Source organism: Vibrio sp. 03-59-1 (assembly GCF_013114135.1).
Lineage (GTDB): Bacteria > Pseudomonadota > Gammaproteobacteria > Enterobacterales > Vibrionaceae > Vibrio > Vibrio cortegadensis.
This window is the reverse complement of the sequence record NZ_VTYA01000011.1, coordinates 137,099-162,273: the sequence shown is the minus strand read 5'-3', so window position 1 is coordinate 162,273 and position 25,175 is coordinate 137,099. Positions and strand designations below refer to the sequence as shown.

The following is a 25,175-nucleotide window of genomic DNA, read 5'->3' as shown; positions in this document are numbered from 1 at the left end:
TTATAAAAATAAATTAGTCGGAAATATTACTGACAGAACTCGTCACTTGAGTTGTAATATATCTGTCATTAAAATGACATAAACTTAAGGTTTGCTCAAAAGAAGGTAGAACAGTACATGGCTCAAGCCGAGTTTTCACTCAAAGAACAGGATCGTAAGCGTTTTATTCAAGATCGCCTGATTCGTCTTGTAGTGACATGTGGCGGCGTGAGTGTACTGGGCGCTTTAGTGCTTATCTTTGTCTATTTGGCGATCGTGGTTGCACCAATTTTCTCGGATGCGAATATTGAGCCGGCAGATATCGATACTCAAATCTCTGTTCATTCGCCAGTCGCGATTGGGGTGAATGAGTACGGTGATCATGCTTATACATTTGATAAATCAGGATCATTAAGCTTTTGGTCTTTGACTGATAAAAAACCGCAACCTGAATTTACCCAGAAAATTGCCCCGTCCATGTTATTTGCTCGTAGTGATGCTTCCTCCGGTTGGTTAGCTTCAGTCGATGCAGAGAGCAACATAACTCTCTTCAAGCCAGTGTTTTCAACCAGTATTAATAAAGCGGGTCGCTATTTTGATCCTGATGTTGAGTTTTTCAATAACGGTGCCGACTTGTCGCTTTTCGATGATTCAAACCCACTGAGCTTACTTGGATTGTCAGCACAACCGAGCAGCATGACTTTAGTTGGCCAAGCGAGTGATCGAACGGTGTCCGTCCTGACCTTAAAAAAAGGACAAGGGTTGAATCAAGAGAAGGGCACTTGGTTGCCTCAACGGTTTTCCTTCCCAACCGTATTCCCTACATTGGATCAAATTTTGGTTACGCCTAATGGTCAGCAACTGTTCCTACGTTCGGGTTCTGAATTAATGATTGCGATGAAGCATGGCGAGCAATTCCGCATTCGAGAAATTGTTGATTTGACTCAAGGGGACCCACAACAACAGGTGAAGAATATTGACCTATTGTCAGGTGCGTATTCTCTGCTCGTCACTTATTCAAACGGTCTTGTTTCTCAATGGTTTGATGTTCTTCAAAATGAAGTTCGATCATTGACCCACATTCGAAATTTTCAATTAGCGCCTGAAGTGGACTTTTTACTTCCCGATATTTATCGCAAAGGCTTTTATAGTTTCTATCAAAATGGCACGTTACAAAGTCATTATACGACCAGTGAAAAGCTGGTTTTGTTTGAACGTCCGTATTCAAAATCCCCTGATCTTGCTGCGATGTCTAAAAACGAAAAGCATTTATTAGTCCTATCCGGTCAGCAACTCAATGTTGCGAAAGTGAATAATGACTTTCCAGAGATATCGTTTTCATCGCTGTGGAATAAAGTCTGGTATGAGAGTTACCCGGAACCCGAATACGTGTGGCAGTCGACATCGGCTAGTGATGAATTTGAAGAGAAATTCAGTTTAGTGCCGATTGCGTTTGGTACATTAAAGGCGGCGGTATTTGCGATGATTTTTGCGGTGCCGATTGCGGTGTTAGGTGCGATCTATACGGCCTATTTTATGTCTCCAAGCATGCGCCGAGTGGTTAAACCGACCATTGAACTCATGGAAGCATTACCCACGGTGATTATTGGTTTCTTAGCGGGGTTATGGTTTGCGCCGATTGTTGAAACTCATTTAACAGCAGTAATGGCATTGCTCATCATATTGCCTTTGACAACACTTGTGGCTGGAGGCTTATGGCACTGTGTCCCTCAAGCTGTCACTCGTCGTTTGCCTAATGGTTGGCATGCGGTGATCTTGATCCCTGCGTTGTTGATTTCCATCGTAACCGTATTCTTGTTTGGCACTGATATTGAATCGGTACTGTTCGCTGGCGATGTGAAGCTGTTTCTGTCTAGCTATGGAATCGACTTTGATCAACGTAACGCCTTAGTGGTGGGGTTTGCTATGGGGTTTGCGGTGATCCCGACGATTTTCACTATCGCGGAAGATGCTATTTTTTCTGTGCCTAAACATTTGTCTGATGGCTCGTTAGCTTTAGGGGCAACACCGTGGCAGACCTTATTGTATGTGGTGCTGTTAACGGCTAGCCCAGGGATTTTTTCGGCGGTGATGATGGGGTTAGGCAGAGCGGTTGGAGAGACCATGATTGTGTTGATGGCGACAGGGAATACACCGATCATGGATTGGAATATATTCGAAGGGATGCGCACACTTTCTGCCACGATCGCCGTTGAACTTCCTGAATCAGAAGTGGGCAGTTCTCATTATCGATTGCTGTTTTTGGCCGCATTATTACTGTTCATATTTACTTTCGCTGTGAATGCTCTTGCGGAAGTGGTTCGACAAAGGCTTAGAGATAAATACCGTGCATTGTAGCTTTCAATATTGTCCATTAAACAGCACAGAGTTTACTTATGTTTAAGTGGCTTCGATCTGGCTCACCTTGGATTTGGCTCACTGGTGGAGCCGTGAGCATTAGCCTATTATCCGTATTAGGCTTACTTTTATTGATTGGTTGGAAAGGACTCACTTACTTCTGGCCTGCTCCTCTGTATCAATGGGAAGTAGTGAATAACAATATCTTGCCCCAAAGTGTGGAGGCGAACCATCGACTTATCGGTCAACTTTATCAGCGAGACTATATCCCGATTGATCATATTGTGGATGCAGAGAATAAGTTGCCGGCAGCCGTTTTAGAGGAGGGTGTTGTCGGGCGATTGAGTATCAAAGTCGCTAATCGAGAGCTTTATCCCGCAGATTTTGTCTCGGTTCTTGAGCCTGAATTAACGGTGTCGACTCAGCCAGTAGAGTGGGCCGTAATAGAGAGAACTCGAGGCGGTGACTTCTTTGGCAAACCGATAGGCTTTTCCAGTTTAGACGGCATTCGAACTAAGAATATTAACCAAGAGCTGATTCGAGGGCTCGACTTTGCGGACTCATTACGATCGGAAATTGATCGTATCAGTAATCAGGAAATTCGTTTAATCAGCTGGCAGCTTGAACAATTGCGTCTTAAAAAACGAAAATATGAGTTGAATGAAGAACTGAATGAAGAGTTCATCGTCTCTTATCAACAAGAAACGCAAGCGTTAAATGAAAAGCTGTCAGAATCAGAAAAAAATCTGGATTTGCTTAACTCACAACTACAAATAGAGTCGTTATTGCTTGAAGACATGAGTGGTCAAAAAACACGAATACCACTTAGTCAGATTTTAGATATTTGGTACCCCAACCAGATGAGCCACACCGAAAAAGTGGCGCATTGGGGAAAACAGGTCTGGAAGTTTTTGTCCCAAAACCCACGAGAGTCCAACTCTGAAGGCGGTGTTTTTCCTGCTATTTTTGGTACGGTATTTTTGGTGATAGTGATGTCTATCATTGTCATGCCTCTTGGGGTTGTGGCGGCAATATACTTACATGAGTACGCCAAAAGTAACGCCTTTACGAGAATTATTCGGATAGCTGTGATTAACCTCGCGGGTGTGCCATCCATTGTCTATGGTGTCTTCGGCTTAGGCTTTTTTGTTTATACCATCGGTGGATCAATTGATACGCTGTTTTATACCGAGAAACTTCCGGCTCCAACATTTGGCACTCCGGGGTTATTGTGGTCAGCATTAACGTTAGCAGTGTTAACATTGCCAGTGGTGATTGTGACGACGGAAGAAGGGTTAACGCGGATCCCAAGCTCAGTTCGGCATGGTTCGTTAGCGTTAGGTGCGACACAGTTTGAAACCCTATGGCGGATTGTCTTGCCGATGGTTAGCCCTGCGATCATCACTGGGCTGATTCTTGCGGTTGCGCGAGCGGCAGGTGAGGTTGCCCCATTAATGTTAGTTGGTGTGGTTAAACTCGCGTCGAGCTTACCTGTGGATGCTCAATTTCCATACGTTCATTTAGAACGCAAATTCATGCATCTGGGCTTTCATATTTATGATATCGGTTTCCAAACATCAAATATTGAAGCTGCGAGACCACTGGTTTATGCCACTTCATTTTTACTGGTGACGGTTATTGTAGGGCTGAATTTAACTGCGATCAGTATTCGTAACAATTTACGCGAAAAGTACCGAACCCTAGGACAAGACTGATTATGTTCTCATTAAGTGACACTCTAGGTTATCAAGCGCCGTTGGATGTACATAAACTAACGGATGAGCAAACCGCGATCTCAATTGAAGGTCTTAATCTTTATTACCAGCAGACTCAAGCGCTTAACGATATTTCAATGCGAATACCTAAAGGCAGAGTCACCGCATTTATCGGGCCTTCAGGTTGTGGTAAGTCGACCCTGCTACGCTGTATTAATCGTATGAACGATTTAGTGGAAGGCTGCCGTGTTGAAGGTGAAGTTAAGTTATACGGAAATAATGTGTATCACCCTAAAGTCGATGTGGCGACATTACGCCGCCGAGTCGGGATGGTATTCCAGCGTCCAAACCCATTTCCTAAATCGATTTATGAGAATGTGGTGTATGGACTTCGGTTGCAAGGTGTCAAAAATAGCCGAACCTTAAATGATGCTGTTGAACGTTCATTACGCGCGGCGGCCTTGTGGGATGAAGTAAAAGATCGTTTGCACGAAAATGCCTTTGGACTCTCAGGAGGGCAACAGCAACGTTTGGTTATTGCGCGGGCCATTGCTATTGAGCCAGAAGTGTTACTGCTTGATGAGCCGACATCTGCACTGGATCCTATTTCTACACTGACGATTGAAGAGTTGATCAGTGAATTGAAAACACAATATACAGTGGTCATCGTTACTCATAACATGCAGCAGGCTGCGAGGGTGAGCGATCACACGGCATTTATTCATATGGGAAAATTGATCGAGTACTCAGATACCGATTCAATTTTCACCTCACCATTGAAAAAACACACAGAAGACTACATTACAGGTAGATATGGATAAAATAGTCATTATGATGATTGAGCACTCTTTATAAGGAATTTTCATGCAGTTTGGTCGACACATTTCAGGTCAATTTAATGTAGAGCTTGAGTCTATTCGAACCCATGTGTTGACGATGGGAGGTTTAGTCGAGCAACAGCTTTCATTTGCCATGCAAGCGCTGCATAAAGATGACATTGATCTGGCGAAAAAAGTGGTTCGGGATGATCATAAAGTGAATTCGATGGAGGTTTCTATTGATGAAGCATGCACTCGTATTATTGCTAAGCGACAGCCAACGGCAAAAGATCTGCGATTAATTATGGCGATCATCAAGACGATTACCGATCTTGAGCGCATTGGCGATGTGGCAAGTAAAATTGCAACCGTCGCGATTGAGAGCCCACCACTGAAAGATCAAACGTTTCAAATATCTCTTGAGCCTCTGGGGCGACAGGCCATTGCAATGCTACACCAAGTGCTGGATGCGTTTGCTCGAATGGATGTCGACGCCGCCGCGAGCGTGTATAAGCTAGATGATAAATTGGATGCGGAATACGAAGCGGTTATTCGTCAATTGATGACCTATATGATGGAAGACCCTAAAAGCATCCCCAATATTATTCAAGTGATGTGGTCGGCGAGAGCGATCGAAAGAGTTGGCGATCGCTGCCAGAATATCTGTGAATACATTATTTACTTCGTCAAAGGTAAAGATGTACGTCACTTAGGTGAGCAGAGTATTGATGACCTGCTGAAATAGCTAGAAGTGGCTGTTGGAAGCCACTAGTTAGCTAAGAACATAATCTGTCCAAAACCGCTGCGATTTTTTTACTGTCTGTTATTGGAATAGCAAAGTCATCACTATCACCCATCTTGGCTTGGTTCGATACTAACGTCATTTGGCTTTCACGGGTCGATTTTCCTGAAAGGTGCAACGATTTAATGCCAGTCTGCTGAGTAATGTGTAGAGCATTATCCGCAGTGACGCCAGCTCCAGCCATAATGTCTACACGGCCACTGGCTTGAATTACCATCTTTTTAAGCACATCAAGCCCATCAACGGCGGCGGGTGCTAGCCCTGAAGTGAGTATTCGCTCACAACCTAAATTCACAATATCTTCAATAGCTTGAGAGTAATCTGCACATTGGTCTATGGCTCGATGAAATGTAGCACCTAATTGGCATTCAGTCGCCACTGTCATGATACGTTGAGCTAAGCGCATATCGATAGAACCATCAGCTTTCAGTACACCAAATACAATCCCATCAACGCCTGCGGTGGCTGCTGCGTGTATATCTTCAATCATAGAATCAATATCATCAGCGCTGTAAAGGAAATCACCTTGTCGAGGCCTGACCATGGCATAGATTGGAACTGACGATAGCTGAGCGGCTAATTTCATCAAACCGAAACTTGGCGTTAAACCACCTAACGCTAAAGATGAACAGAGCTCAATTCGAGTCGCGCCTCCCGCAATCGCATTATGAAGAGACTCTAAGTTATCGATACAGACTTCAATTTGATAAGACATATAAATCCTAGTTGGTGCAATTTAATAATACAGAGCTTAACAAGATTTACGGTTGGTTTATGCAATGAGCATAGGGAAAATAGAGGTAATGTTTTACAAGAAACGATTCCTCATTTTAAAGACAGTAAGAGTGCGATACACAGATATCATCTCGTGGGACTAAAACGAGAAAAGCCCGAAGCGTAAACTTCGGGCTTTTTTATTTGGCTAACTAATGACTTCTTCCGATTGGCAGTGCGTTTTTCGCTTATATTGTCCAACCATCAACCCGTTTGAGCGCGGGTGAAGGAGTTATTATTTGCTTAGGTCGTCAGCGTGCTCAGATAGGAATGCTGCAACACCTTTTGGAGATGCGTCCATACCTGATTTGCCTTCTTCCCATTGTGCAGGACAAACTTCACCATTCTTCTCGTGGAAGTTTAGTGCGTCTACCATGCGTAGCATTTCGTCGATGTTACGGCCTAGTGGAAGGTCGTTAACAACTTGGTGACGAACAAGACCGTCAGCATCGATTAGGAAAGAACCACGGAAAGCAACGCCTGCTTCTGGGTGCTCAACATCGTATGCTTTGCAGATTTCGTGCTTAACGTCAGCAACTAGAGGGTACTTAACTTGACCGATACCGCCATCTTCGATAGCAGTGTTACGCCATGCGTTGTGTGAGAATTGTGAATCGATAGAAACACCAATTACTTCAACACCTTTAGCTTGGAAATCTTCTAGACGATTGTCAAAAGCGATTAGCTCTGAAGGACAAACGAATGTGAAGTCTAGTGGGTAGAAAAATACAACAGCTTTTTTACCTTTAGTGAACTCTGCGAAGTTGAAGTTATCAACGATTTCGCCGTTACCTAGAACAGCTGCTGCAGTAAAGTCAGGGGCTTGACGACCTACTAGTACCATTTTGAAATCTCCTAAAATATGATGACCAAACATCTTTGTTTGGGCTTTCGTTTCTACGGGACAAACTATAGTACAAACGTTACTATAGAAAAAAGCGAATTAAATAGATTAACTTAATCGAAAAAAGCGATGAGGATGCTTTCTCATCAAATCTTCTATCTTATTAATATGACAAAGTAATTAGCATGAATAAATGGCCCAGCTTAAAGCAGTTGCATTATTTAGTAACTTTGCACGAAACCCGTCATTTTAGTGATGCCGCAGAACGCTGTTTTGTGAGCCAGTCGACACTCAGTAAAGGGATCCAAAACCTTGAAGAGTTGATTGGTTGTCCTTTATACGAAAAAAAAGATAAAAAAAGCCCTTTAGTCTTTACTCAAGCAGGTGAATTAGTCGTCACTCGTGGCCGAGAGTTACTGGCGAAAGGACAAGATCTGGTTGAGCTTGGCAGTTTATGTCAGGGGGAAAGTATGCAGGGGCAGTTAAAGCTGGGCTGTATTCCTACTATTGCTCCATTTCTATTATGCGATGTCGTACAAGAGGTTAACGCTCGCTTTCCTCAACTTCATCTATTACTACGTGAAGATACCACCACTAACTTATTAGCTGCCTTGAATCAAGGTGAGCTAGATGTATTGATACTGGCACTCCCCGTTGATATAGGGCATATGCATAGCAAAGTCGTCGGACAAGACCCGTTTCGGATGGTCATTAGTCGTAACCAAGCTGATGGGATTAGAGTGCCAATCCGATACGATGATTTACCCGATGAATCGGTTTTCCTATTAGAAAATGAACACTGCTTAACGGAACATGCCGTTTCAGCATGTAAGCTCACAGACAAAGAGAAGATAAATCCGTTTTCAGCAACGAGCTTACATACCTTGGTACAGATGGTTGCGAATGGGCTCGGTACTACATTTATACCTCAGATGGCGATTGAGCATGGCCTGCTTGATAATCAAAATCTAGTGGTGATTGATCCCCCTGGTCAGCAAGCTTATCGAGAGATAGGGCTGGTTTGGCGGCCAAGTACTTCTCGTTCTGAGACCTTTGAGCAATTAGCTGAAGTGGTATCAGAACTGCTCTAGCGGTTGGTCTAACCTAAAAAGCACACTGTTTTTGGTGTGCTTTTTAGTTTTTTATTCTGTTAGTGTTGTTTGACTTGTAAAATTTTACAAACCTTTTTTGACGTGCCTTTCATAAAAAATCCTTTCTTTACACACCTAATTTCACATCTTTCTTTTATTTTGTTGTTTGAATGGTCATTCGTGTCTATTCGCTAACCCCTTCTGTCAAAGGTTTTGAACGAAAATATAAAATCCGAACACCTGTTTAAAACAAAATTAGCATTAAAAATGCGTGTAATTTAATTACGTAATAAATTACACAAATAGTCAATTTACAGAGCCCTAAATCCAAACAATACAAAACTTTGAATTTAACCTTTTGTTAACTTTAGTACTTTTACTCTAGTGGTTGTTGAGGTAAGTTTAATAGTGTCTTGTAAGACCTATGTCTACATCGGGGGCTGTTGAAATACAGGTTTGGATAGGTGAAGGTAATAGACACAAACCGAAACGAATCATGAATATTGAGCTTTAGGATGTCGCTTGTCTTTGTGGTTTTTGAGTTACAAATGTAATTTAAGGAAAGAATTATGCTTGCTGAAACAACACCAACAAATCCAAATAATATAAAAAGAACATCGCCTCAAAGTATGTTGGTGATTAATAGTGAGCTTGCTCCTGAGCATCAAGAAATTTTCCCTTTAGAAGTCCAAACCTTTTTATCTTTTTTATGCGCTCAATTTAGTGAGCGAGTGGATTCATTACTCGAAGAGCGAGAACAGAAGCAGTTACGTATTGATGCTGGGGAGCTACCGGACTTTTTAAGTGAGACTCAAGATATCCGAGAAGGCAGTTGGAAAATACTCGGTATCCCACAAGATTTACAAGATCGTCGAGTAGAGATCACAGGTCCAACCGACCGCAAAATGGTGATCAATGCATTAAACGCCAACGTGAAAGTATTTATGGCGGACTTTGAAGATTCTATGTCACCAGCATGGGGCAAAGTGCTCGATGGACAGGTGAATTTACGTGATGCTGTTAACGGCGATATCAGCTATACCAATGAGAGTAACGGAAAACAGTACCAATTAAGTGATGATCCTGCGGTGCTTATCTGTCGCGTTCGAGGTCTGCACTTAAAAGAGAAGCATGTAGAATTTAACGGTCAGATTATTCCGGGAGCGCTATTCGATTTCGCACTGTATTTCTATAACAACTACAAAACCCTGCTGAAAAAAGGCAGCGGCCCATATTTTTATATTCCTAAGCTGCAATCTCACCAAGAAGCGAAGTGGTGGAGTGATGTTTTCCATTTCACTGAAGACTTCTTTGGTCTGGATACTGGAACCATCAAAGCGACGGTATTGATTGAAACTCTACCTGCTGTATTTGAAATGGACGAGATCCTGTTCAACTTAAAAGAGCATATCGTTGGTCTTAATTGCGGGCGTTGGGACTATATCTTTAGCTACATTAAAACCTTGCGTAACCACCCTGATCGTATTCTGCCAGATAGACAAGTTGTGACAATGGATAAACCCTTCTTAAAGGCTTACTCGCAACTGCTAGTAAAAACGTGTCATCGCCGCGGAGCGTTTGCAATGGGAGGAATGGCCGCCTTTATTCCAGCCAAAGATCCACAAGTGAACCAACAAGTACTCGATAAGGTTCTGGGAGATAAATCTTTAGAAGCGAACAACGGACATGATGGAACGTGGGTCGCGCATCCAGGGCTTGCCGATACGGCAATGTCAGTGTTTGACCAAAAATTGGGTGAACGAACCAATCAATTGAATGTGCTACGGAAAGACGATAGCCCTATAACTGCACAGGTGTTACTTGCGCCTTGTGATGGTGCCATCACTGAACAAGGCATGCGTCATAACATTCGTGTTGCTCTGCAATATATAGAAGCGTGGATCTCAGGTAACGGTTGCGTTCCTATTTATGGATTAATGGAAGATGCGGCGACGGCTGAAATATCACGAGCTTCAATTTGGCAATGGATTCAGCACGAGCAAGAATTGGATAACGGACAAGTCGTCACCAAGTCGCTGTTCGAATCTTACCTGACTGAAGAGATCCAAGTTGTTCGTCAAGAAGTTGGAGAACAACGATTCATTAATGGTCGATTTGAAGAAGCGTCAGCATTGATGTCAGAACTCACCACCAGCGATGAACTGACGAATTTCTTAACGGTTCCAGGCTACGATTATTTGCCATAACTCATTGAAATGCTTAGCTAGCACATATGTATAGCTAACGCTAAGCGCACATTATAAAAAATGAACACGATTTATTACTAACAACGTGAAACAAAAGAGTTCGAGGTCAGAGAGAGTTGTACTGACGGAGAAAAGGATGACAGATGCATGAAGCATCGTATTACTACAGAGGGATAGACCATGACATTAACTCGCCGCCAACAAATCGAAGCTCTAGAGAAAGACTGGGCAACTAATCCACGCTGGAATAACGTAAAGCGTACTTACACAGCAGAAGAAGTCGTTGAACTTCGTGGTTCAGTGACGCCTGCCAATACTATCGCCCAACGTGGTGCTGATAAATTATGGTCTTTGGTCAACGGGTCATCTAAAAAAGGTTATGTAAACTGTTTGGGTGCACTGACTGGTGGTCAAGCGGTTCAGCAAGCCAAAGCGGGTATCGAAGCGATTTACCTATCAGGTTGGCAAGTTGCTGCAGATAACAATACGGCATCAACCATGTACCCTGATCAATCTTTATACCCTGTAGATTCAGTACCTTCAGTGGTTAAACGCATTAACAATTCATTCCGACGTGCAGACCAAATTCAGTGGGCTGGTGGTAAGAGCCCAGAAGATGAAGGTGGTATTGATTACTTCTTACCTATCGTTGCGGATGCAGAAGCAGGGTTTGGTGGCGTTCTCAATGCTTACGAGTTGATGAAGAATATGATCGAATCTGGCGCTGCTGGAGTTCACTTTGAAGACCAATTAGCATCAGTGAAAAAATGTGGTCACATGGGCGGTAAAGTACTGGTTCCTACCCAAGAAGCGGTACAAAAACTTGTCGCGGCACGTTTAGCTGCTGATGTTTCCGGCACAACAACACTTGTGATTGCGCGTACAGACGCCAACGCAGCGGATCTTCTGACTTCCGATTGTGACCCGTACGATCGTGACTTTATTCAAGGAGAGCGAACCGCTGAAGGTTTCTATCGAGTGAAAGCGGGCATCGACCAAGCTATTTCTCGTGGCCTAGCTTACGCACCATATGCGGATTTAATCTGGTGTGAAACGGCAAAACCGTGTTTAGAAGAAGCGCGTAAATTTGCTGAAGCAGTACATGCAGAATACCCAGATCAGCTATTGGCATATAACTGTTCACCATCGTTTAACTGGGAGAAAAACCTAGATTCAGAAACGATTGCAAAATTCCAGCAAGAGCTTGCGGATATGGGCTACAAATACCAGTTCATTACACTGGCGGGCATCCACAACATGTGGTTCAACATGTTTGAATTAGCTCATGCCTATGCGCAAGGCGAAGGTATGCGTCACTATGTTGAGAAAGTACAGCGTCCAGAATTTGAAGCAGCAGATAAAGGTTACACATTTGTGGCGCACCAACAAGAAGTGGGTACAGGATACTTTGACCGTATGACCAATACGATTCAAGGTGGAAACTCTTCGGTAACGGCACTGACAGGATCAACAGAAGAAGAGCAATTCTAGCGATAGCTTTACTCTTTAAAATCCATTTGAGCGGCGATATAGCCGCTCTTTTTTATGCTGACATATCGACTTTATTTGAGCGAGATATGGCAGCATCAAACATCAGTATCGACTTCTTCTGGTTCGGTATCTTCTTGCAGCTCAAGCAAATTGATGGCAATAGTGACAAAATCACTGTCAGTAATAATTCCGACTAACTCTCCATCTTCCACCACAGGTAAGCAGCCAACTTTGTGTTTTTGCATATAAGTGGCGCTCTCTTTTAACCCTGCTCTTGGTTCTACAGTCATGATATTACGGTGCATTACCTCATTGAGAGGGGTCGCTAGAGTATAAGATTGTGTGCTTGGAATATTTTGCAGGCTAGACTCTTGAGCGGCAAGAATATCACGCTGAGTCACTACGCCGAGCAGTCTTCTTTCTGCATCCACAACAGGAATGTGGCGGATATCTAAGGCTTCCATTGTACTCTTAGCTTCGGCTAACGAATGTGATCGTAATAGAGTGTGAGGGTTACGAGTCATCATGTCTTCGACTTTGATCATCACGATCTCCTTTTATGGGTCGGTGTAGTTTAACTATAGGTTTTTATTGTCTTAATATCTGGGAGCTAACTCATTTTTATTGAGCTTTATGCAACGAATTAGATTGCGATCAAGTTTGAATACTGATGAGTGATATTGTTGCTCATGTCGGTTTTACAATGAAATGTATCGCAGACTTGGTAATGAGTAATGTTGATTGAATGGTAGGTCGTGGACTATTGGGTTTTTCTCGGTAGGAAGATCATCAAGATGTTTAGGAAAATAGGATTAGTGGCAACGCTATTGATTGTATCAAGTAGCGCTAGTGCAATTGTGTTGGGTAATGTAGAAAGCGAGCCTACCTATCAAGTGACACTACGGGCCAGTAATATGGCTGAGTTCCCAATATGCGGTGGTTCAGTCATTGCTGACCGATGGGTGTTAACTGCGGCTCACTGTGTTGTTATGGGGCAAGGAACCGATGACAGCACATATTATGTTACGTCTCCGGGGGACTTAGCGATCACCGCTAATACTCAACATTTACATAATGTCGATTTACACCATTTATATAACGTGACGCATGTTGTAGTTCACCCTAAATATGAACGTTTTAGCCGTTTTAAAGTATATGAGAATGGCGACGAAGAGCTAATCAATACGAGTTTAGAAAATGATATTGCACTATTAAGAGTTGATCGTGTATTTGACTTCCCTGCAAGAGTGAATCTAGCAAGCCCAACGGTAATGCAAACTATTGAACGTCGATTGATGGGCGATTGGATCGATAATGCTGATAGCAATGATCGCCAACCCAATCTACACGTTTCAGGGTGGGGGACGACAACGCCACTAGCTGAAGAGGCTTCACCACAATTACTCTCAACGCGCACTACTTTTTTGCCTATCGAAAATTGTTATGAACGTTTAGAAGGTGGCACTGAGCAGTTGCCAGGAATAATTGATTCCCCAGTTAACCTTACCAAGATCTGCTCCATGCCGAATCAAGTGGAAATTCTAGATCCAGACAGTAGTACTTATTATGGGAATAGTGCTTGTAAAGGCGATAGTGGCGGAGCATTGATGGCAAGTGAGGAATTAGATTTAGGTCAAGCGGTTCAAATTGGAATTGTAAGTGGTGGGCCGATGATCATGCCTGTTTGTGGCTCTGTGACCATCCCTAGTTTCTACACTAAAGTAAGCACTTATTATGATTGGATTCAAAGTTATATTAACCAATCAACGATTCCTGAAAATGCGATAGTAGAGCCCGAATTTATCGCTGATTATCAAGCACCAGGAACATTGCCTCCAGAAGAAACTTTACCGCCATCTGAAGAGTGTAATGATAGTATCTCAACAAGTAACTGTAATTTTGTTCAGCCAGATGGTGCGAATCTCTATTGGTTCTATTCGCTATTCCTTATTGGTGTTGGGTTCTTTCGATGTAAGAGCTAATGATTGATGATCCATTCAGGCTGTTAAACGAGCAGCCTGATTTTTACTACTATTTACACTTATCCCTTAGAACAACCCTTGCTATTGCGTTTTGTCTGCCTATACTACTCCACTGCGAAATTTTTACTCGCAACCCTTTATTTATCAACCAAACAAGATAAGTCGCATGCAAGTTTCTGATTTTCATTTTGAATTACCTGATGAGCTGATAGCTCGTTACCCTCAAGCGGAACGTACCGCGAGTCGCCTTCTACAATTAGATGGAAATACTGGAACCTTGAGTGATGGTTCATTTAAAGACGTATTAGATCTTGTTCAACCGGGTGATTTAGTTGTTTTTAATAATACACGAGTGATTCCAGCTCGGCTGTTTGGTCGTAAAGAGTCTGGCGGTAAGCTAGAAGTCTTAGTCGAACGTATGATTGATGAGAAAAGCATTCTTGCTCACGTACGTTGCTCTAAATCACCTAAGCCAGGTACTACTCTATTCCTTGGTGAACATGATGAGTACCAAGCTGAAATGGTCGCACGCCATGATGCTCTGTTTGAGATCCGCTTTACCTCTGATCAAAGTGTATTAGAGATTTTAAATGCGGTTGGTCATATGCCATTACCGCCTTATATTGATCGTCCTGATGAAGACGCAGATAAAGAGCGTTATCAGACGGTATATAACAAAAAGCCGGGTGCCGTTGCAGCACCAACAGCAGGTTTACACTTTGATGAGCAGCTACTAGAGCAGATCAAAGATAAAGGTGTCGAGTTTGCTTACGTTACTTTGCATGTTGGAGCGGGTACATTCCAACCAGTAAAAGTGGATAATATCCATGATCACCACATGCATGCAGAGTATGTAGAAGTGCCACAAGAGGTTGTGGATGCGATTGCTGCGACAAAAGCTCGTGGTGGACGTGTCATCGCGGTTGGGACGACATCTGTTCGTTCATTAGAAAGTGCCGCTCAAGATGCACTGAAAAAAGGTACTGAGCTCGTTCCATTTTTTGGCGACACAGAAATCTTTATTTTCCCAGGCTACGAGTATCAATTGGTTGATTGTTTGATCACCAACTTTCACTTGCCTGAGTCAACATTAATTATGCTTGTTAGCGCTTTTGCAGACTACGACAAAGTGATGGCCGCTTACGATCATGCCGTTAAAAATGAATACCGCTTCTTCAGTTATGGCGATGCGATGTTCATCAATAAGAAAACGAAATAATCATCACTCGTAAATTCCCGGATTTCGTGGCATTTTCGAGAAAAAAAGTTTAATAGTCGAGTGCTAGCATTGAGCTAGGAAGGGAAGGTAACTTTACTTCTCGCAAGGATAAGCGACCGCTCTCGGTAGGGTGAATAACCCAGTAAAATCGTCAGATTGTTTCTCTGGCATATTGGAGGTCTCGTGAGATTAAAGTACGAACTTAAAAAAACAAATGGTAACGCACGTCGTGGTCAACTTCAGTTTGAACGCGGTACAGTAGAAACACCAGCATTCATGCCTGTAGGTACCTACGGTACTGTGAAAGGTATGACACCGGAAGAAGTGAAAGACACTGGTGCAGAAATTCTGCTTGGTAACACTTTCCACCTTTGGTTACGCCCTGGTCAAGAGATCATGAAATTACATGGTGATCTCCATGACTTCATGAACTGGAAAGGCCCAATCCTAACCGATTCAGGCGGTTTCCAAGTATTCAGCTTAGGTAAGACTCGTAAAATTACCGAAGAAGGTGTTCATTTCCGTAGCCCTGTGAACGGCGATAAGATCTTTATGGATGCTGAGAAATCAATGCAAATCCAATACGATCTTGGTTCTGATATCGTGATGATCTTCGACGAATGTACGCCATTCCCGGCAACCCACGATGAAGCTCGTATTTCAATGGAGCGTTCTATTCGTTGGGCGGACCGTAGCCGTAATGAATTTGATCGCCAAGACAACACCAATTCACTATTTGGTATTGTACAAGGTGGTGTTTACGAAGATCTACGTGATGTGTCTGTTGAAGCGCTAACTAAAATTGGCTTCGATGGTTACGCTGTCGGTGGTTTAGCGGTAGGCGAACCTAAAGAAGACATGCACCGTATTCTTGAGCATACTTGCCCACAACTACCTGAAGATAAGCCTCGTTACCTCATGGGCGTAGGCAAACCTGAAGATCTCGTTGAAGGCGTTCGTCGTGGTATCGATATGTTCGACTGCGTAATGCCGACTCGAAATGCTCGTAATGGACACCTATTTGTGACTGGCGGTGTGATCAAGATCCGTAATGCGAAACATAAAACGGATACAACACCACTAGATCCACAGTGTGACTGTTACACTTGCAGCAACTATTCAAAATCATATCTACACCACCTAGATCGTTGTAATGAGATCTTAGGTGCAAGACTGAATACTATTCATAACCTACGTTACTACCAACGTTTGATGCAAAGTATCCGTAACGCGATCGATGAAGACCGTTTTGATGCTTTTGTAGAAGAATTTTACGCTCGCCGTGATCGTGAAGTTCCACCAATGAATAAATAATTTGTCTCTATCGCCCTATTTTTGCGACCTCAATCTCTAAACTAGACTTTGAAGCCTTGAAAATAGGGCGATGCAGCCCAATTAGTTGGATTATCAATAAAAATTAAATAGAGGATGTTTTTAAATGTTTATTTCTCAAGCTCACGCAGCTGCTGAAGGCGCTGCACCAGGTGGCGGTTTCGAAATGCTAATCATGCTAGGCATGTTCGCAGTAATCTTCTACTTCATGATTTACCGTCCACAAGCGAAACGTGTAAAAGAGCACAAAAGCTTAATGAGCGCGATGGGTAAAGGCGACGAAGTACTGACTAGTGGCGGCCTTGTAGGCAAAATTACTAAAATCGCTGAAGACAATGACTATGTGTCAATTGCACTTAACGATAATAACGAAGTTGTAATCAAAAAAGATTTCGTTACTGCAGTGCTACCTAAAGGTACGCTTAAGTCTCTATAACAGCTAGAGGATCCTCGCTGTGCTAAACCGTTACCCGTTATGGAAGTATTTAATGGTGGTGTTTTCCATCGCCATTGCAGCGCTATACGCTCTTCCAAATATATACGGTGAAGATCCGGCGATTCAAGTCACAGGGGTGCGTGGCGCCTCTGTAGATATGTCGACGCTGGATGCTGTCACCGAAGCTCTTGATGAAAAGAGCTTATCTCATAAATCCGTTGCTCTAGAGAACGGTTCTATTCTTGTTCGTTTTACCGATACTGACACTCAAATCAGTGCTCGCGATATTGTTAGCGAAGCATTAGGCAAAGATGTCATTGTTGCTCTTAACTTAGCGGCTTCTACTCCTGATTGGCTTGAATCTATTGGTGCTGCACCAATGAAACTTGGCCTTGATTTACGTGGTGGTGTTCACTTCTTAATGGAAGTGGATATGGACGCTGCGATGGGTAAGCTTGTTGGACAGCAAGAAGAAGCCTTCAGAAGTGAACTGCGTGAAGAAAAAATTCGCTACCGCTCTATTCGCCCATCGGGTAAAGACGCGGTAGAAGTATTACTTCGCAATGAAGAGCAACTCTCCCAAGCTAAACAGAGCCTTGCATCAAAGCACCAAGATATGACTTTTACTGAGTCTGCATCAAATGGTCGTTTTGCGCTGGTGGCTAAGTTTACTGAAGCTCGCCTTCAAGAGATTCGTAACTACGCAGTTGAGCAGAATATTACTATTTTGCGCAATCGTGTAAACGAACTTGGTGTTGCTGAACCTCTTGTTCAACGTCAAGGTGCAAGCCGAATCGTTGTGGAACTGCCAGGTGTTCAAGATACTGCTCGCGCTAAAGAAATTTTAGGTGCAACAGCGACACTTGAATTCCGAGAAGTGGATGATAAAGCTGACTTAGCAGCAGCGGCAAGTGGCCGAGCGCCTGCTGGCAGTGAAATCAAACAAGATCGTAATGGTCGCCCTGTCGTACTGAAGAAACGTGTCATTCTTGGTGGTTCAAGTATTACAGACGCAAGTTCAAGCGTTGATGAGTATGGTCGTCCACAAGTGAATATCTCACTTGATAGTGAAGGTGGCAGCAAAATGTCAGCGTTCTCACGTAAAAACATCGGTAAGCTTATGGCAACCGTATTTGCTGAGTACAAAGACAGTGGGCGTAAAAACCCAGAAGGCAGCGTAATCCTGACTAAGCATGAAGAAGTGATCAACCAAGCAACGATTCAATCAACGCTTGGCCGTAGTTTCCGAATTACAGGTATTGATTCAGCTTCAGAAGCTCATAACTTAGCTCTGCTACTTCGTGCTGGTGCTCTTATTGCTCCAATCTCAATCGTTGAAGAGCGCACAATCGGTCCATCTATGGGTCAACAGAACATCGATATGGGTGTGATGGCGTGTGTTTGGGGTATGGCGGCAGTTATGCTGTTTACTCTACTGTACTACCGTAAGTTTGGCTTAATTGCGAACATGGCACTAATGGCAAACCTAGTTTTGATTATCGGTGTCATGTCGATGATCCCTGGGGCAACCATGACGCTTCCTGGTATCGCTGGTATCGTTTTGACCGTTGGTATGGCGGTGGATGCGAACGTGCTGATATTTGAGCGTATTCGTGAAGAGCTACGTGATGGACGTAATCCACAACAAGCGATTCACCAAGGTTACGCCAATGCATTCAGTACTATTGCCGATGCGAACATTACGACCTTAATTACAGCAATTATTTTGTTTGCTGTAGGTACAGGTGCAATCAAAGGTTTCGCCGTGACTCTGTCTATCGGTATTCTGACTTCTATGTTTACCGCTATTGTTGGAACGCGTTGTGTCGTGAACCTGCTATATGGTGGCAAACGTATCGATAAACTGTCGATCTAAGCTAAGGGAAATGTGATGTTTCAGATTTTGAAAGCAGACAAAACGATCGACTTTATGCGTTGGTCTAAATTTGCCTTTGCTTTTTCTATAATCATGATTGGTGCTGCAATCTTTACTCTTTCAACAAAATGGTTGAATTGGGGTTTAGATTTTACGGGCGGTACTCTGATTGAAGTTGGTTTTGAGCAACCAGCAAACCTAGAAGATATTCGTGGTGCTTTACAGGCAAAAGGTTTTGGCGATGCAACGGTACAAAACTTTGGTTCTGCTCGTGAAGTAATGGTTCGCTTGCGTCCAAGAGATGACCTTCAAGGTGAAACTCTTGGTAACCAAATTCTATCAGCGATTGAAGATGGAACTGGCGAAAGCGTAGAGATGCGCCGTATCGAGTTTGTTGGTCCTAACGTTGGCGATGAACTAACTGAAGCGGGTGGTTTAGCCATTATCGTTTCATTAATCTGTATTTTGATATACGTATCAATGCGTTTTGAGTGGCGTCTGGCTGCTGGTGCGGTACTCGCATTAACGCACGATGTTATTATCACGCTGGGTGTATTCTCCATCATGCAGATTGAAGTGGACTTAACGATTGTGGCAGCACTATTGACGGTAGTGGGGTACTCCCTCAACGATACCATCGTAGTATTTGACCGTATCCGTGAAAACTTCCGCAAAATGCGTAAAGGTGAGTCTGCTGAAGTGATGAATAATTCAATCACACAAACATTAAGTCGTACTTTGATTACTTCCGGTACTACTTTGTTTGTTGTTATTGCATTGTTCGCACAAGGTGGGGCAATGATCCACGGCTTTGCAACGGCATTGCTGTTAGGTATCACTGTTGGTACTTACTCTTCTATCTATGTTGCATCTGCACTGGCTCTTAAACTAGGTATCACTCGTGAACACCTAATGCCACCACAGATTGACAAAGAAGGCGCTGAATTTGACGAGATGCCTTAACGAGAGTTAACTCATCTAGACAAGTTGTCACAAAAAGCCGCTGAGAAATCAGCGGCTTTTTATTTGCTTGTCACTTTTTGTTTGCTTGTCGCTATTTCATCAGAACCATGCATAAAAGCTTCATTTCAAAGATGGCACTATAAGATTCAAGTTTAAATCAGAAAGGACTCAGTAATAGGCATAAAAAAACGCCCGCATATTGCTATGCGGGCGTTTACAATTTTGAGTAAGTTAAATTACTTACAGATAGCTTCGTTACCGTGTTCACGGATAGTCTTAAGCATACACTTAACACCACGTGCACTTGATGCAACGATATTGCCAGACTTCATGTACTCAGTACCGCCAGCAAAGTCAGTCAGGATAGCACCAGATTCACGAGCAATAAGCTCAGCAGCTGCAAGATCCCAAGGTTTCAAGCCAAGCTCAAAGTAACCATCAACGCGGCCAGCTGCTAGGTAGCATAAGTCTAGCGCAACAGAACCTGTACGACGGAAATCAGAACAATCAGCAAATAGAGCCGAAAGTACTTTTAGGTAGCTTTCAGAGTGCTGCTTTTGATTGTAAGGGAAGCCTGTCGCTAAAACAGTACCTTGGAGGTCTTTAAGTTGAGATACACGTAGACGAGCATTGTTTAGTTGAGCGCCAGCACCACGTTGAGCTGTGAATAGCTCATTTAGCATTGGGTCATAAACACAAGCGACTTCAGTTTTACCGTTGATACGAACAGCGATAGATACTGAGAAGTGTGGGAAGCCTTTTACGAAGTTATTCGTGCCATCCAGTGGGTTGATAATCCATTGTACACTTGAATCAGAGCCTTCGATAAGGCCGCTTTCTTCCGCAATCGTGCTGTGATCTGGGTAAGAAGCTTTGATAGTTTCAAGAATAAGGTATTCAGCTTCTTCATTGATATTAGTAATAAATGAGTTATTACCTTTTTGAGTGATCTCAATTTTATCAACAGTTTCTAACGATTTAGCAATATGATTGCCTGCTTTACGCGCAGCGCGTATAGCAATATTTAGCATAGGATGCATAAGGATTTTCCCAACGGATGTTAAAGAACGATTTAAAGCGGCGGGAAGTATACCAAACTTTTATTAAAAGGGAAGTGGTTATTTAATGAGCTTTTGAATCGGATAACAGATGAAAACTGTGATCTAACGAGTTTAGTGTGTTTTTAAATGTCTTGAATGACAGGAGTATCGCGGTGGCTATATAAGCTTGTTTTGTTTTTTGTTATTATCTCGCGGTTTTAATTTTAGTGGTGTCGTCAAGTTATGTTAGACAATGTAAAAGTCGTTTTAGTAGGAACCTCTCATCCCGGTAACATTGGTTCAGCAGCTCGTGCAATGAAAGTTATGGGGCTTAACCAAATGGTATTGGTGGCTCCCCAGTGTGAAGTTGATTCACAAACGATGGCATTGGCTGCCGGGGCTGGGGATATTGCAATGAACGCTCAAATCGTTGAGACGTTAGATGAAGCAATCGCAGATTGTGGTTTAGTTGTAGGATCAAGTGCTCGTTCACGTACTTTAGAGTGGCCAATGCTAGAACCAAGAGAGTGCGGTGAAAAGTTTTCCGTAGAGGGTGAAAAGCACCCAGTGGCACTTATTTTTGGTCGTGAGCGTACAGGTCTTACTAATGAAGAGCTGCAAAAATGTCACTTCCACGTTTGTATTCCGGCTAACCCTGAATACAGCTCCCTGAACTTAGCAATGGCAGTACAAACCTTAAGTTATGAAATTAGGGTTGCACATCTTGAAAGAGAGAAGAGCCAATATGCACCTCAAGAACAAGAAGAGTACCCACGTCACAAAGAGCTAGAAATGTTCTATGAACACCTTGAAAAAGTGATGTTGGATACCCAATTCATCTCTAAGGAACAGCCTGGGCAAGTGATGAATAAATTACGTCGATTATTTAGCCGAGCTAGACCAGAGTTACAAGAGATCAATACCTTAAGAGGTGTTTTGACCTCTGTAGAAAGAAGCATAAATAGCTCAAAATAGCCGCTTTTATATTAGGGTTAAATACTTGACTAAAACAGTCAAATAAATACTTGACTAAAATAGTCGGGTATGGAAAAATCGTATCCACATAATCAATGTGGATACGGTGATGGTATGAAACTTACATCTAAAGGAAGATATGCGGTGACAGCCATGCTGGATGTTGCATTGCATTCGACAAATAACCCCGTGCCTCTGGCTGATATTTCAGAGCGACAAGGTATTTCACTCTCATATTTAGAGCAGTTATTTTCCAAGTTACGTAAAGCGGGTTTAGTGGCAAGTGTACGTGGCCCTGGTGGTGGATATCGTTTAGGCGCAGATGCTAATGATATCGCGATTGGAACCGTGATTGCCGCCGTCGATGAATCAGTAGATGCAACTAAGTGCCATGGGCGAGAGGGTTGCCAGGGTGGCACTCGCTGTCTTACTCATACACTTTGGCGCGATTTAAGTTCGCGCATTAGCGACTTCTTAAATAACATCACTCTTGGAGAGTTGATGGAAGATAATGAAGTGTTAGAAATTTCAGGCCGACAAGACATTGATCTTGCGGTAAATCATGGGTTTGCACAAAAAAATACAAGCACCGCTCCCATCGGTGTCAATGTTCGCTCATAAGCGACCATTTTTACATTGGAGTAGAGAATGAAACTGCCTATTTATTTTGACTATTCAGCAACATGTCCAGTAGATCCTCGAGTGGCTGAAAAGATGGTTCAATGCATGACGATGGACGGAAACTTTGGTAATCCGGCATCTCGTTCGCATCGCTATGGCTGGCAGGCTGAAGAAGCAGTTGATAACGCTCGTGAGCAGATTGCAGGTTTATTGAATGCAGACCCACGTGAAATCGTATTTACATCTGGTGCAACAGAATCAGATAACCTTGCGATAAAAGGTGCCGCGCACTTTTATGGTAAGAAAGGTAAGCATGTCATTACCTGCAAAACAGAACACAAAGCCGTATTAGATCCATGTCGCCAACTTGAGCGTGAAGGTTATGAAGTTACTTACCTTGCACCAGAAGCGAATGGCATCATCGATCTGAATAAGCTTCAAGAAGCAATGCGTGAAGACACCGTTCTTGTCTCTATCATGCACGTGAATAACGAAATTGGTGTGATTCAAGATATCTCATCAATTGGTGAAATGTGTCGTGAACGCAAAATCATTTTCCACGTCGATGCCGCACAATCAGCGGGTAAAATTCCACTAGACGTACAAGAGATGAAAGTGGATCTGATTTCACTATCAGCTCATAAAGTGTATGGACCTAAAGGCATTGGTGCGCTTTATGTTAGCCGTAAACCACGTATTCGCCTAGAAGCGCAAATGCATGGTGGTGGTCATGAGCGTGGTTTCCGTTCAGGTACTTTAGCGACGCACCAAATTGTGGGCATGGGTGAGGCTTTTGCCATTGCTAAACAAGATATGCAGTTCGATTTTGATCATGCTAAAGCGTTACGTGAGCGTTTACTCAACGGCGTGAAAGATCTTGAAGCCGTAACCGTTAACGGTGATTTGGACCAACGTGTTCCGCACAACCTTAACGTTAGCTTTGCCTTCGTAGAAGGTGAGTCGCTGCTTATGTCTCTTAAAGATCTTGCAGTGTCTTCAGGTTCAGCTTGTACATCAGCAAGTTTGGAACCGTCATATGTTCTACGTGCACTTGGTCTAAATGATGAATTAGCACATAGCTCAGTAAGATTTTCATTCGGCCGTTTTACTACGGAAGAAGAAGTGGACTACGCAATTGAACAAATTCGTGTAGCCGTAAACAAATTACGCGACATGTCTCCTCTATGGGATATGTATAAAGAAGGGATTGATCTGGACACTGTTGAGTGGGCGCATCACTAATCCCTAGTCAGTAGAGGAAGAGAGGAAACTATCATGGCTTATAGCGAAAAAGTAATTGATCACTACGAAAATCCACGCAACGTTGGTGCTTTTGATAAAGAAGACCCAAGTGTAGGTAGCGGCATGGTCGGTGCTCCAGCATGTGGCGATGTAATGAAACTACAAATCAAGGTAACACCAGAAGGTATTATCGAAGATGCGAAGTTTAAAACGTACGGTTGCGGTTCTGCGATTGCTTCTAGCTCACTGGTTACTGAGTGGGTTAAAGGTAAAAGCATTGACGAAGCGGCAGCAATCAAAAATGCAGAAATTGCAGAAGAGCTAGAATTGCCTCCAGTGAAAGTACACTGTTCAATTCTTGCCGAAGATGCAATTAAAGCGGCTGTTGCTGATTACAAAAAGAAACACGATTAATAACCTCGATTAATAACAATGGGAGGTGAAAGCCTCCTAAATGAATTCCATAAAAAATAGAACAAGGTTGTAGTATGGCCATCACAATGACAGAAGCAGCAGCAAGCCGAGTTAGAGCATTTCTAGATAATCGAGGCAAAGGCATCGGTTTGAGACTAGGTGTAAAAACGACGGGCTGTTCCGGCATGGCTTATGTTTTAGAATTTGTGGATGACTTGAATGAAGAAGACAAAACGTTTGAACATTCAGGTGTCACCGTTATTATCGATCCGAAAAGCTTGGTTTACCTAGATGGCACTGAGCTTGATTATGTGAAAGAAGGGCTTAACGAAGGCTTTGAATTCAACAACCCGAACGCGAAAAGCGAGTGTGGTTGTGGTGAAAGCTTTAACGTATAAATAGCCATTCCATATTAGCTAGGCTCTTAGCTAGGGCCTAGAACTTAGGACCTGATTTTTACATGAATCATTTTGAATTATTTGGGCTACCAATTCAGTTTTCACTGGATGGTAGCCTTCTTTCTTCGCAGTTTAGAGAACTGCAACGTCGTTTTCACCCAGATAACTTTGCGACGGCATCTGAGCGTGATCGCCTGCTTTCAGTTCAAAAAGCGGCGCAAATTAACGATGCATATCAAATATTAAAAAATCCCATTTCTCGTGCAGAGTACATGCTTTTATTGCAAAGTATTGATATTCGAGCAGAGCAGCAAACGATGCAAGATCCTGAGTTTCTAATGGAACAGATGGAACTACGTGAAGAGCTAGAAGATATCGCTGCAAGTGCTGATGTTGAAGATGCTGTTTATGATTTTGATAGCAAAGTAAGCAAAATGTATAAGCAGCATTTAAAAGCCATAGAAGAAGAATTAGATCAAAACCTATGGATTCAAGCTGCGGATAGAGTAAGAAAGCTAAAGTTTGTTGCGAAATTAAAGCATGAAATAGAACTCGTCGAAGATCGTTTACTCGGTTAGTTTAGATAATAAGGACCAAC

General features: G+C 42.9%; 23 protein-coding genes. 19 read left to right on the top strand and 4 right to left on the bottom strand.

Annotated elements, in window-relative coordinates; all coding sequences use genetic code 11:
* Positions 1-117 precede the first annotated feature (117 nt).
* The 4 genes from F0249_RS12990 to phoU are packed head-to-tail and all read left to right on the top strand — an operon-like array spanning position 118 to position 5,615.
* Positions 118-2,337: an ABC transporter permease subunit gene (locus F0249_RS12990; protein ID WP_171756933.1), complete on the top strand. Its 2,220-nt coding sequence runs from the start codon at positions 118-120 to the stop codon at positions 2,335-2,337.
* Between the two features lie 38 nt (positions 2,338-2,375).
* Positions 2,376-4,052 (top strand): phosphate ABC transporter permease PstA, encoded by a 1,677-nt coding sequence (gene pstA, locus F0249_RS12985; RefSeq protein WP_171756932.1) that lies wholly within the window; start codon positions 2,376-2,378, stop codon positions 4,050-4,052.
* Positions 4,053-4,054: 2 nt separating this feature from the next.
* The gene (gene pstB / locus F0249_RS12980) at positions 4,055-4,873 is read left to right on the top strand and encodes a phosphate ABC transporter ATP-binding protein PstB (protein WP_017053742.1); all 819 of its coding nucleotides are present in this window, start codon (positions 4,055-4,057) and stop codon (positions 4,871-4,873) included.
* 43 nt (positions 4,874-4,916) lie between these two features.
* The gene (phoU, locus tag F0249_RS12975) at positions 4,917-5,615 is read left to right on the top strand and encodes a phosphate signaling complex protein PhoU (RefSeq protein WP_017053743.1); all 699 of its coding nucleotides are present in this window, start codon (positions 4,917-4,919) and stop codon (positions 5,613-5,615) included.
* Between the two features lie 31 nt (positions 5,616-5,646).
* On the opposite strand, the gene F0249_RS12970 is transcribed toward phoU, so the two are convergent.
* Together F0249_RS12970 and F0249_RS12965 are read right to left on the bottom strand one after the other, a co-directional pair.
* A complete protein-coding gene (locus tag F0249_RS12970; RefSeq protein ID WP_171756931.1) occupies positions 5,647-6,387 on the bottom strand; it encodes a copper homeostasis protein CutC in 741 nt (246 codons plus the stop codon).
* Positions 6,388-6,681: 294 nt separating this feature from the next.
* The gene (locus tag F0249_RS12965; RefSeq protein WP_017053745.1) at positions 6,682-7,290 is read right to left on the bottom strand and encodes a peroxiredoxin C; all 609 of its coding nucleotides are present in this window, start codon (positions 7,288-7,290) and stop codon (positions 6,682-6,684) included.
* Between the two features lie 185 nt (positions 7,291-7,475).
* On the opposite strand from F0249_RS12965, the gene F0249_RS12960 reads away from it, so the two are divergent.
* From F0249_RS12960 to aceA, 3 genes are all read left to right on the top strand, one after another.
* Complete coding sequence (locus F0249_RS12960) at positions 7,476-8,381, top strand: hydrogen peroxide-inducible genes activator (RefSeq protein ID WP_171756930.1); 906 nt, start codon at positions 7,476-7,478, stop codon at positions 8,379-8,381.
* Positions 8,382-8,950: 569 nt separating this feature from the next.
* The gene (gene aceB, locus F0249_RS12955) at positions 8,951-10,588 is read left to right on the top strand and encodes a malate synthase A (RefSeq protein WP_171756929.1); all 1,638 of its coding nucleotides are present in this window, start codon (positions 8,951-8,953) and stop codon (positions 10,586-10,588) included.
* Positions 10,589-10,768: 180 nt separating this feature from the next.
* On the top strand, positions 10,769-12,079 hold the full coding sequence (gene aceA / locus F0249_RS12950; protein ID WP_113796593.1) for an isocitrate lyase: 1,311 nt from the start codon (positions 10,769-10,771) through the stop codon (positions 12,077-12,079).
* A 95-nt stretch (positions 12,080-12,174) separates the two neighbouring features.
* Here the strand turns inward: aceA and F0249_RS12945 are convergent, their stop codons facing one another.
* Positions 12,175-12,624, bottom strand: coding sequence for a CBS domain-containing protein (locus F0249_RS12945; RefSeq protein WP_171756928.1), 450 nt, complete (start codon positions 12,622-12,624; stop codon positions 12,175-12,177).
* Between the two features lie 249 nt (positions 12,625-12,873).
* Between F0249_RS12945 and F0249_RS12940 the strand changes: the two genes are divergently transcribed.
* From F0249_RS12940 to secF, 6 genes are all read left to right on the top strand, one after another.
* Entirely contained in the window at positions 12,874-14,061 is a 1,188-nt protein-coding gene (locus F0249_RS12940; protein ID WP_171756927.1) for a trypsin-like serine protease, read from the top strand.
* Between the two features lie 166 nt (positions 14,062-14,227).
* A complete protein-coding gene (gene queA / locus F0249_RS12935; RefSeq protein WP_136995422.1) occupies positions 14,228-15,280 on the top strand; it encodes a tRNA preQ1(34) S-adenosylmethionine ribosyltransferase-isomerase QueA in 1,053 nt (350 codons plus the stop codon).
* Between the two features lie 183 nt (positions 15,281-15,463).
* Positions 15,464-16,594: a tRNA guanosine(34) transglycosylase Tgt gene (gene tgt / locus F0249_RS12930; RefSeq protein ID WP_113796585.1), complete on the top strand. Its 1,131-nt coding sequence runs from the start codon at positions 15,464-15,466 to the stop codon at positions 16,592-16,594.
* Positions 16,595-16,718: 124 nt separating this feature from the next.
* The gene (gene yajC, locus F0249_RS12925; RefSeq protein WP_113796583.1) at positions 16,719-17,048 is read left to right on the top strand and encodes a preprotein translocase subunit YajC; all 330 of its coding nucleotides are present in this window, start codon (positions 16,719-16,721) and stop codon (positions 17,046-17,048) included.
* A 19-nt stretch (positions 17,049-17,067) separates the two neighbouring features.
* Positions 17,068-18,924 carry a protein translocase subunit SecD gene (secD, locus tag F0249_RS12920; protein WP_113796581.1) on the top strand — a complete coding sequence of 619 codons (1,857 nt, stop codon included), beginning with the start codon at positions 17,068-17,070 and terminating at the stop codon, positions 18,922-18,924.
* 15 nt (positions 18,925-18,939) lie between these two features.
* Complete coding sequence (secF, locus tag F0249_RS12915) at positions 18,940-19,887, top strand: protein translocase subunit SecF (RefSeq protein WP_017053756.1); 948 nt, start codon at positions 18,940-18,942, stop codon at positions 19,885-19,887.
* A 236-nt stretch (positions 19,888-20,123) separates the two neighbouring features.
* Here secF and suhB read toward each other — a convergent pair whose 3' ends face one another.
* Entirely contained in the window at positions 20,124-20,927 is an 804-nt protein-coding gene (gene suhB / locus F0249_RS12910; RefSeq protein ID WP_113796579.1) for an inositol-1-monophosphatase, read from the bottom strand.
* 243 nt (positions 20,928-21,170) lie between these two features.
* Between suhB and trmJ the strand changes: the two genes are divergently transcribed.
* The 6 genes from trmJ (at position 21,171) to hscB (ending at position 25,155) form a co-directional block, all read left to right on the top strand.
* Positions 21,171-21,902 (top strand): tRNA (cytosine(32)/uridine(32)-2'-O)-methyltransferase TrmJ, encoded by a 732-nt coding sequence (trmJ, locus tag F0249_RS12905; RefSeq protein ID WP_113796577.1) that lies wholly within the window; start codon positions 21,171-21,173, stop codon positions 21,900-21,902.
* Between the two features lie 114 nt (positions 21,903-22,016).
* On the top strand, positions 22,017-22,523 hold the full coding sequence (gene iscR / locus F0249_RS12900; RefSeq protein ID WP_017053759.1) for a Fe-S cluster assembly transcriptional regulator IscR: 507 nt from the start codon (positions 22,017-22,019) through the stop codon (positions 22,521-22,523).
* 27 nt (positions 22,524-22,550) lie between these two features.
* A complete protein-coding gene (locus F0249_RS12895; RefSeq protein WP_017053760.1) occupies positions 22,551-23,765 on the top strand; it encodes an IscS subfamily cysteine desulfurase in 1,215 nt (404 codons plus the stop codon).
* Between the two features lie 33 nt (positions 23,766-23,798).
* A complete protein-coding gene (gene iscU, locus F0249_RS12890) occupies positions 23,799-24,179 on the top strand; it encodes a Fe-S cluster assembly scaffold IscU (protein WP_017053761.1) in 381 nt (126 codons plus the stop codon).
* 74 nt (positions 24,180-24,253) lie between these two features.
* Positions 24,254-24,577 carry an iron-sulfur cluster assembly protein IscA gene (gene iscA, locus F0249_RS12885; RefSeq protein WP_017053762.1) on the top strand — a complete coding sequence of 108 codons (324 nt, stop codon included), beginning with the start codon at positions 24,254-24,256 and terminating at the stop codon, positions 24,575-24,577.
* 62 nt (positions 24,578-24,639) lie between these two features.
* The gene (hscB, locus tag F0249_RS12880) at positions 24,640-25,155 is read left to right on the top strand and encodes a co-chaperone HscB (RefSeq protein ID WP_017053763.1); all 516 of its coding nucleotides are present in this window, start codon (positions 24,640-24,642) and stop codon (positions 25,153-25,155) included.
* The last annotated feature ends 20 nt before the right edge of the window (positions 25,156-25,175 follow it).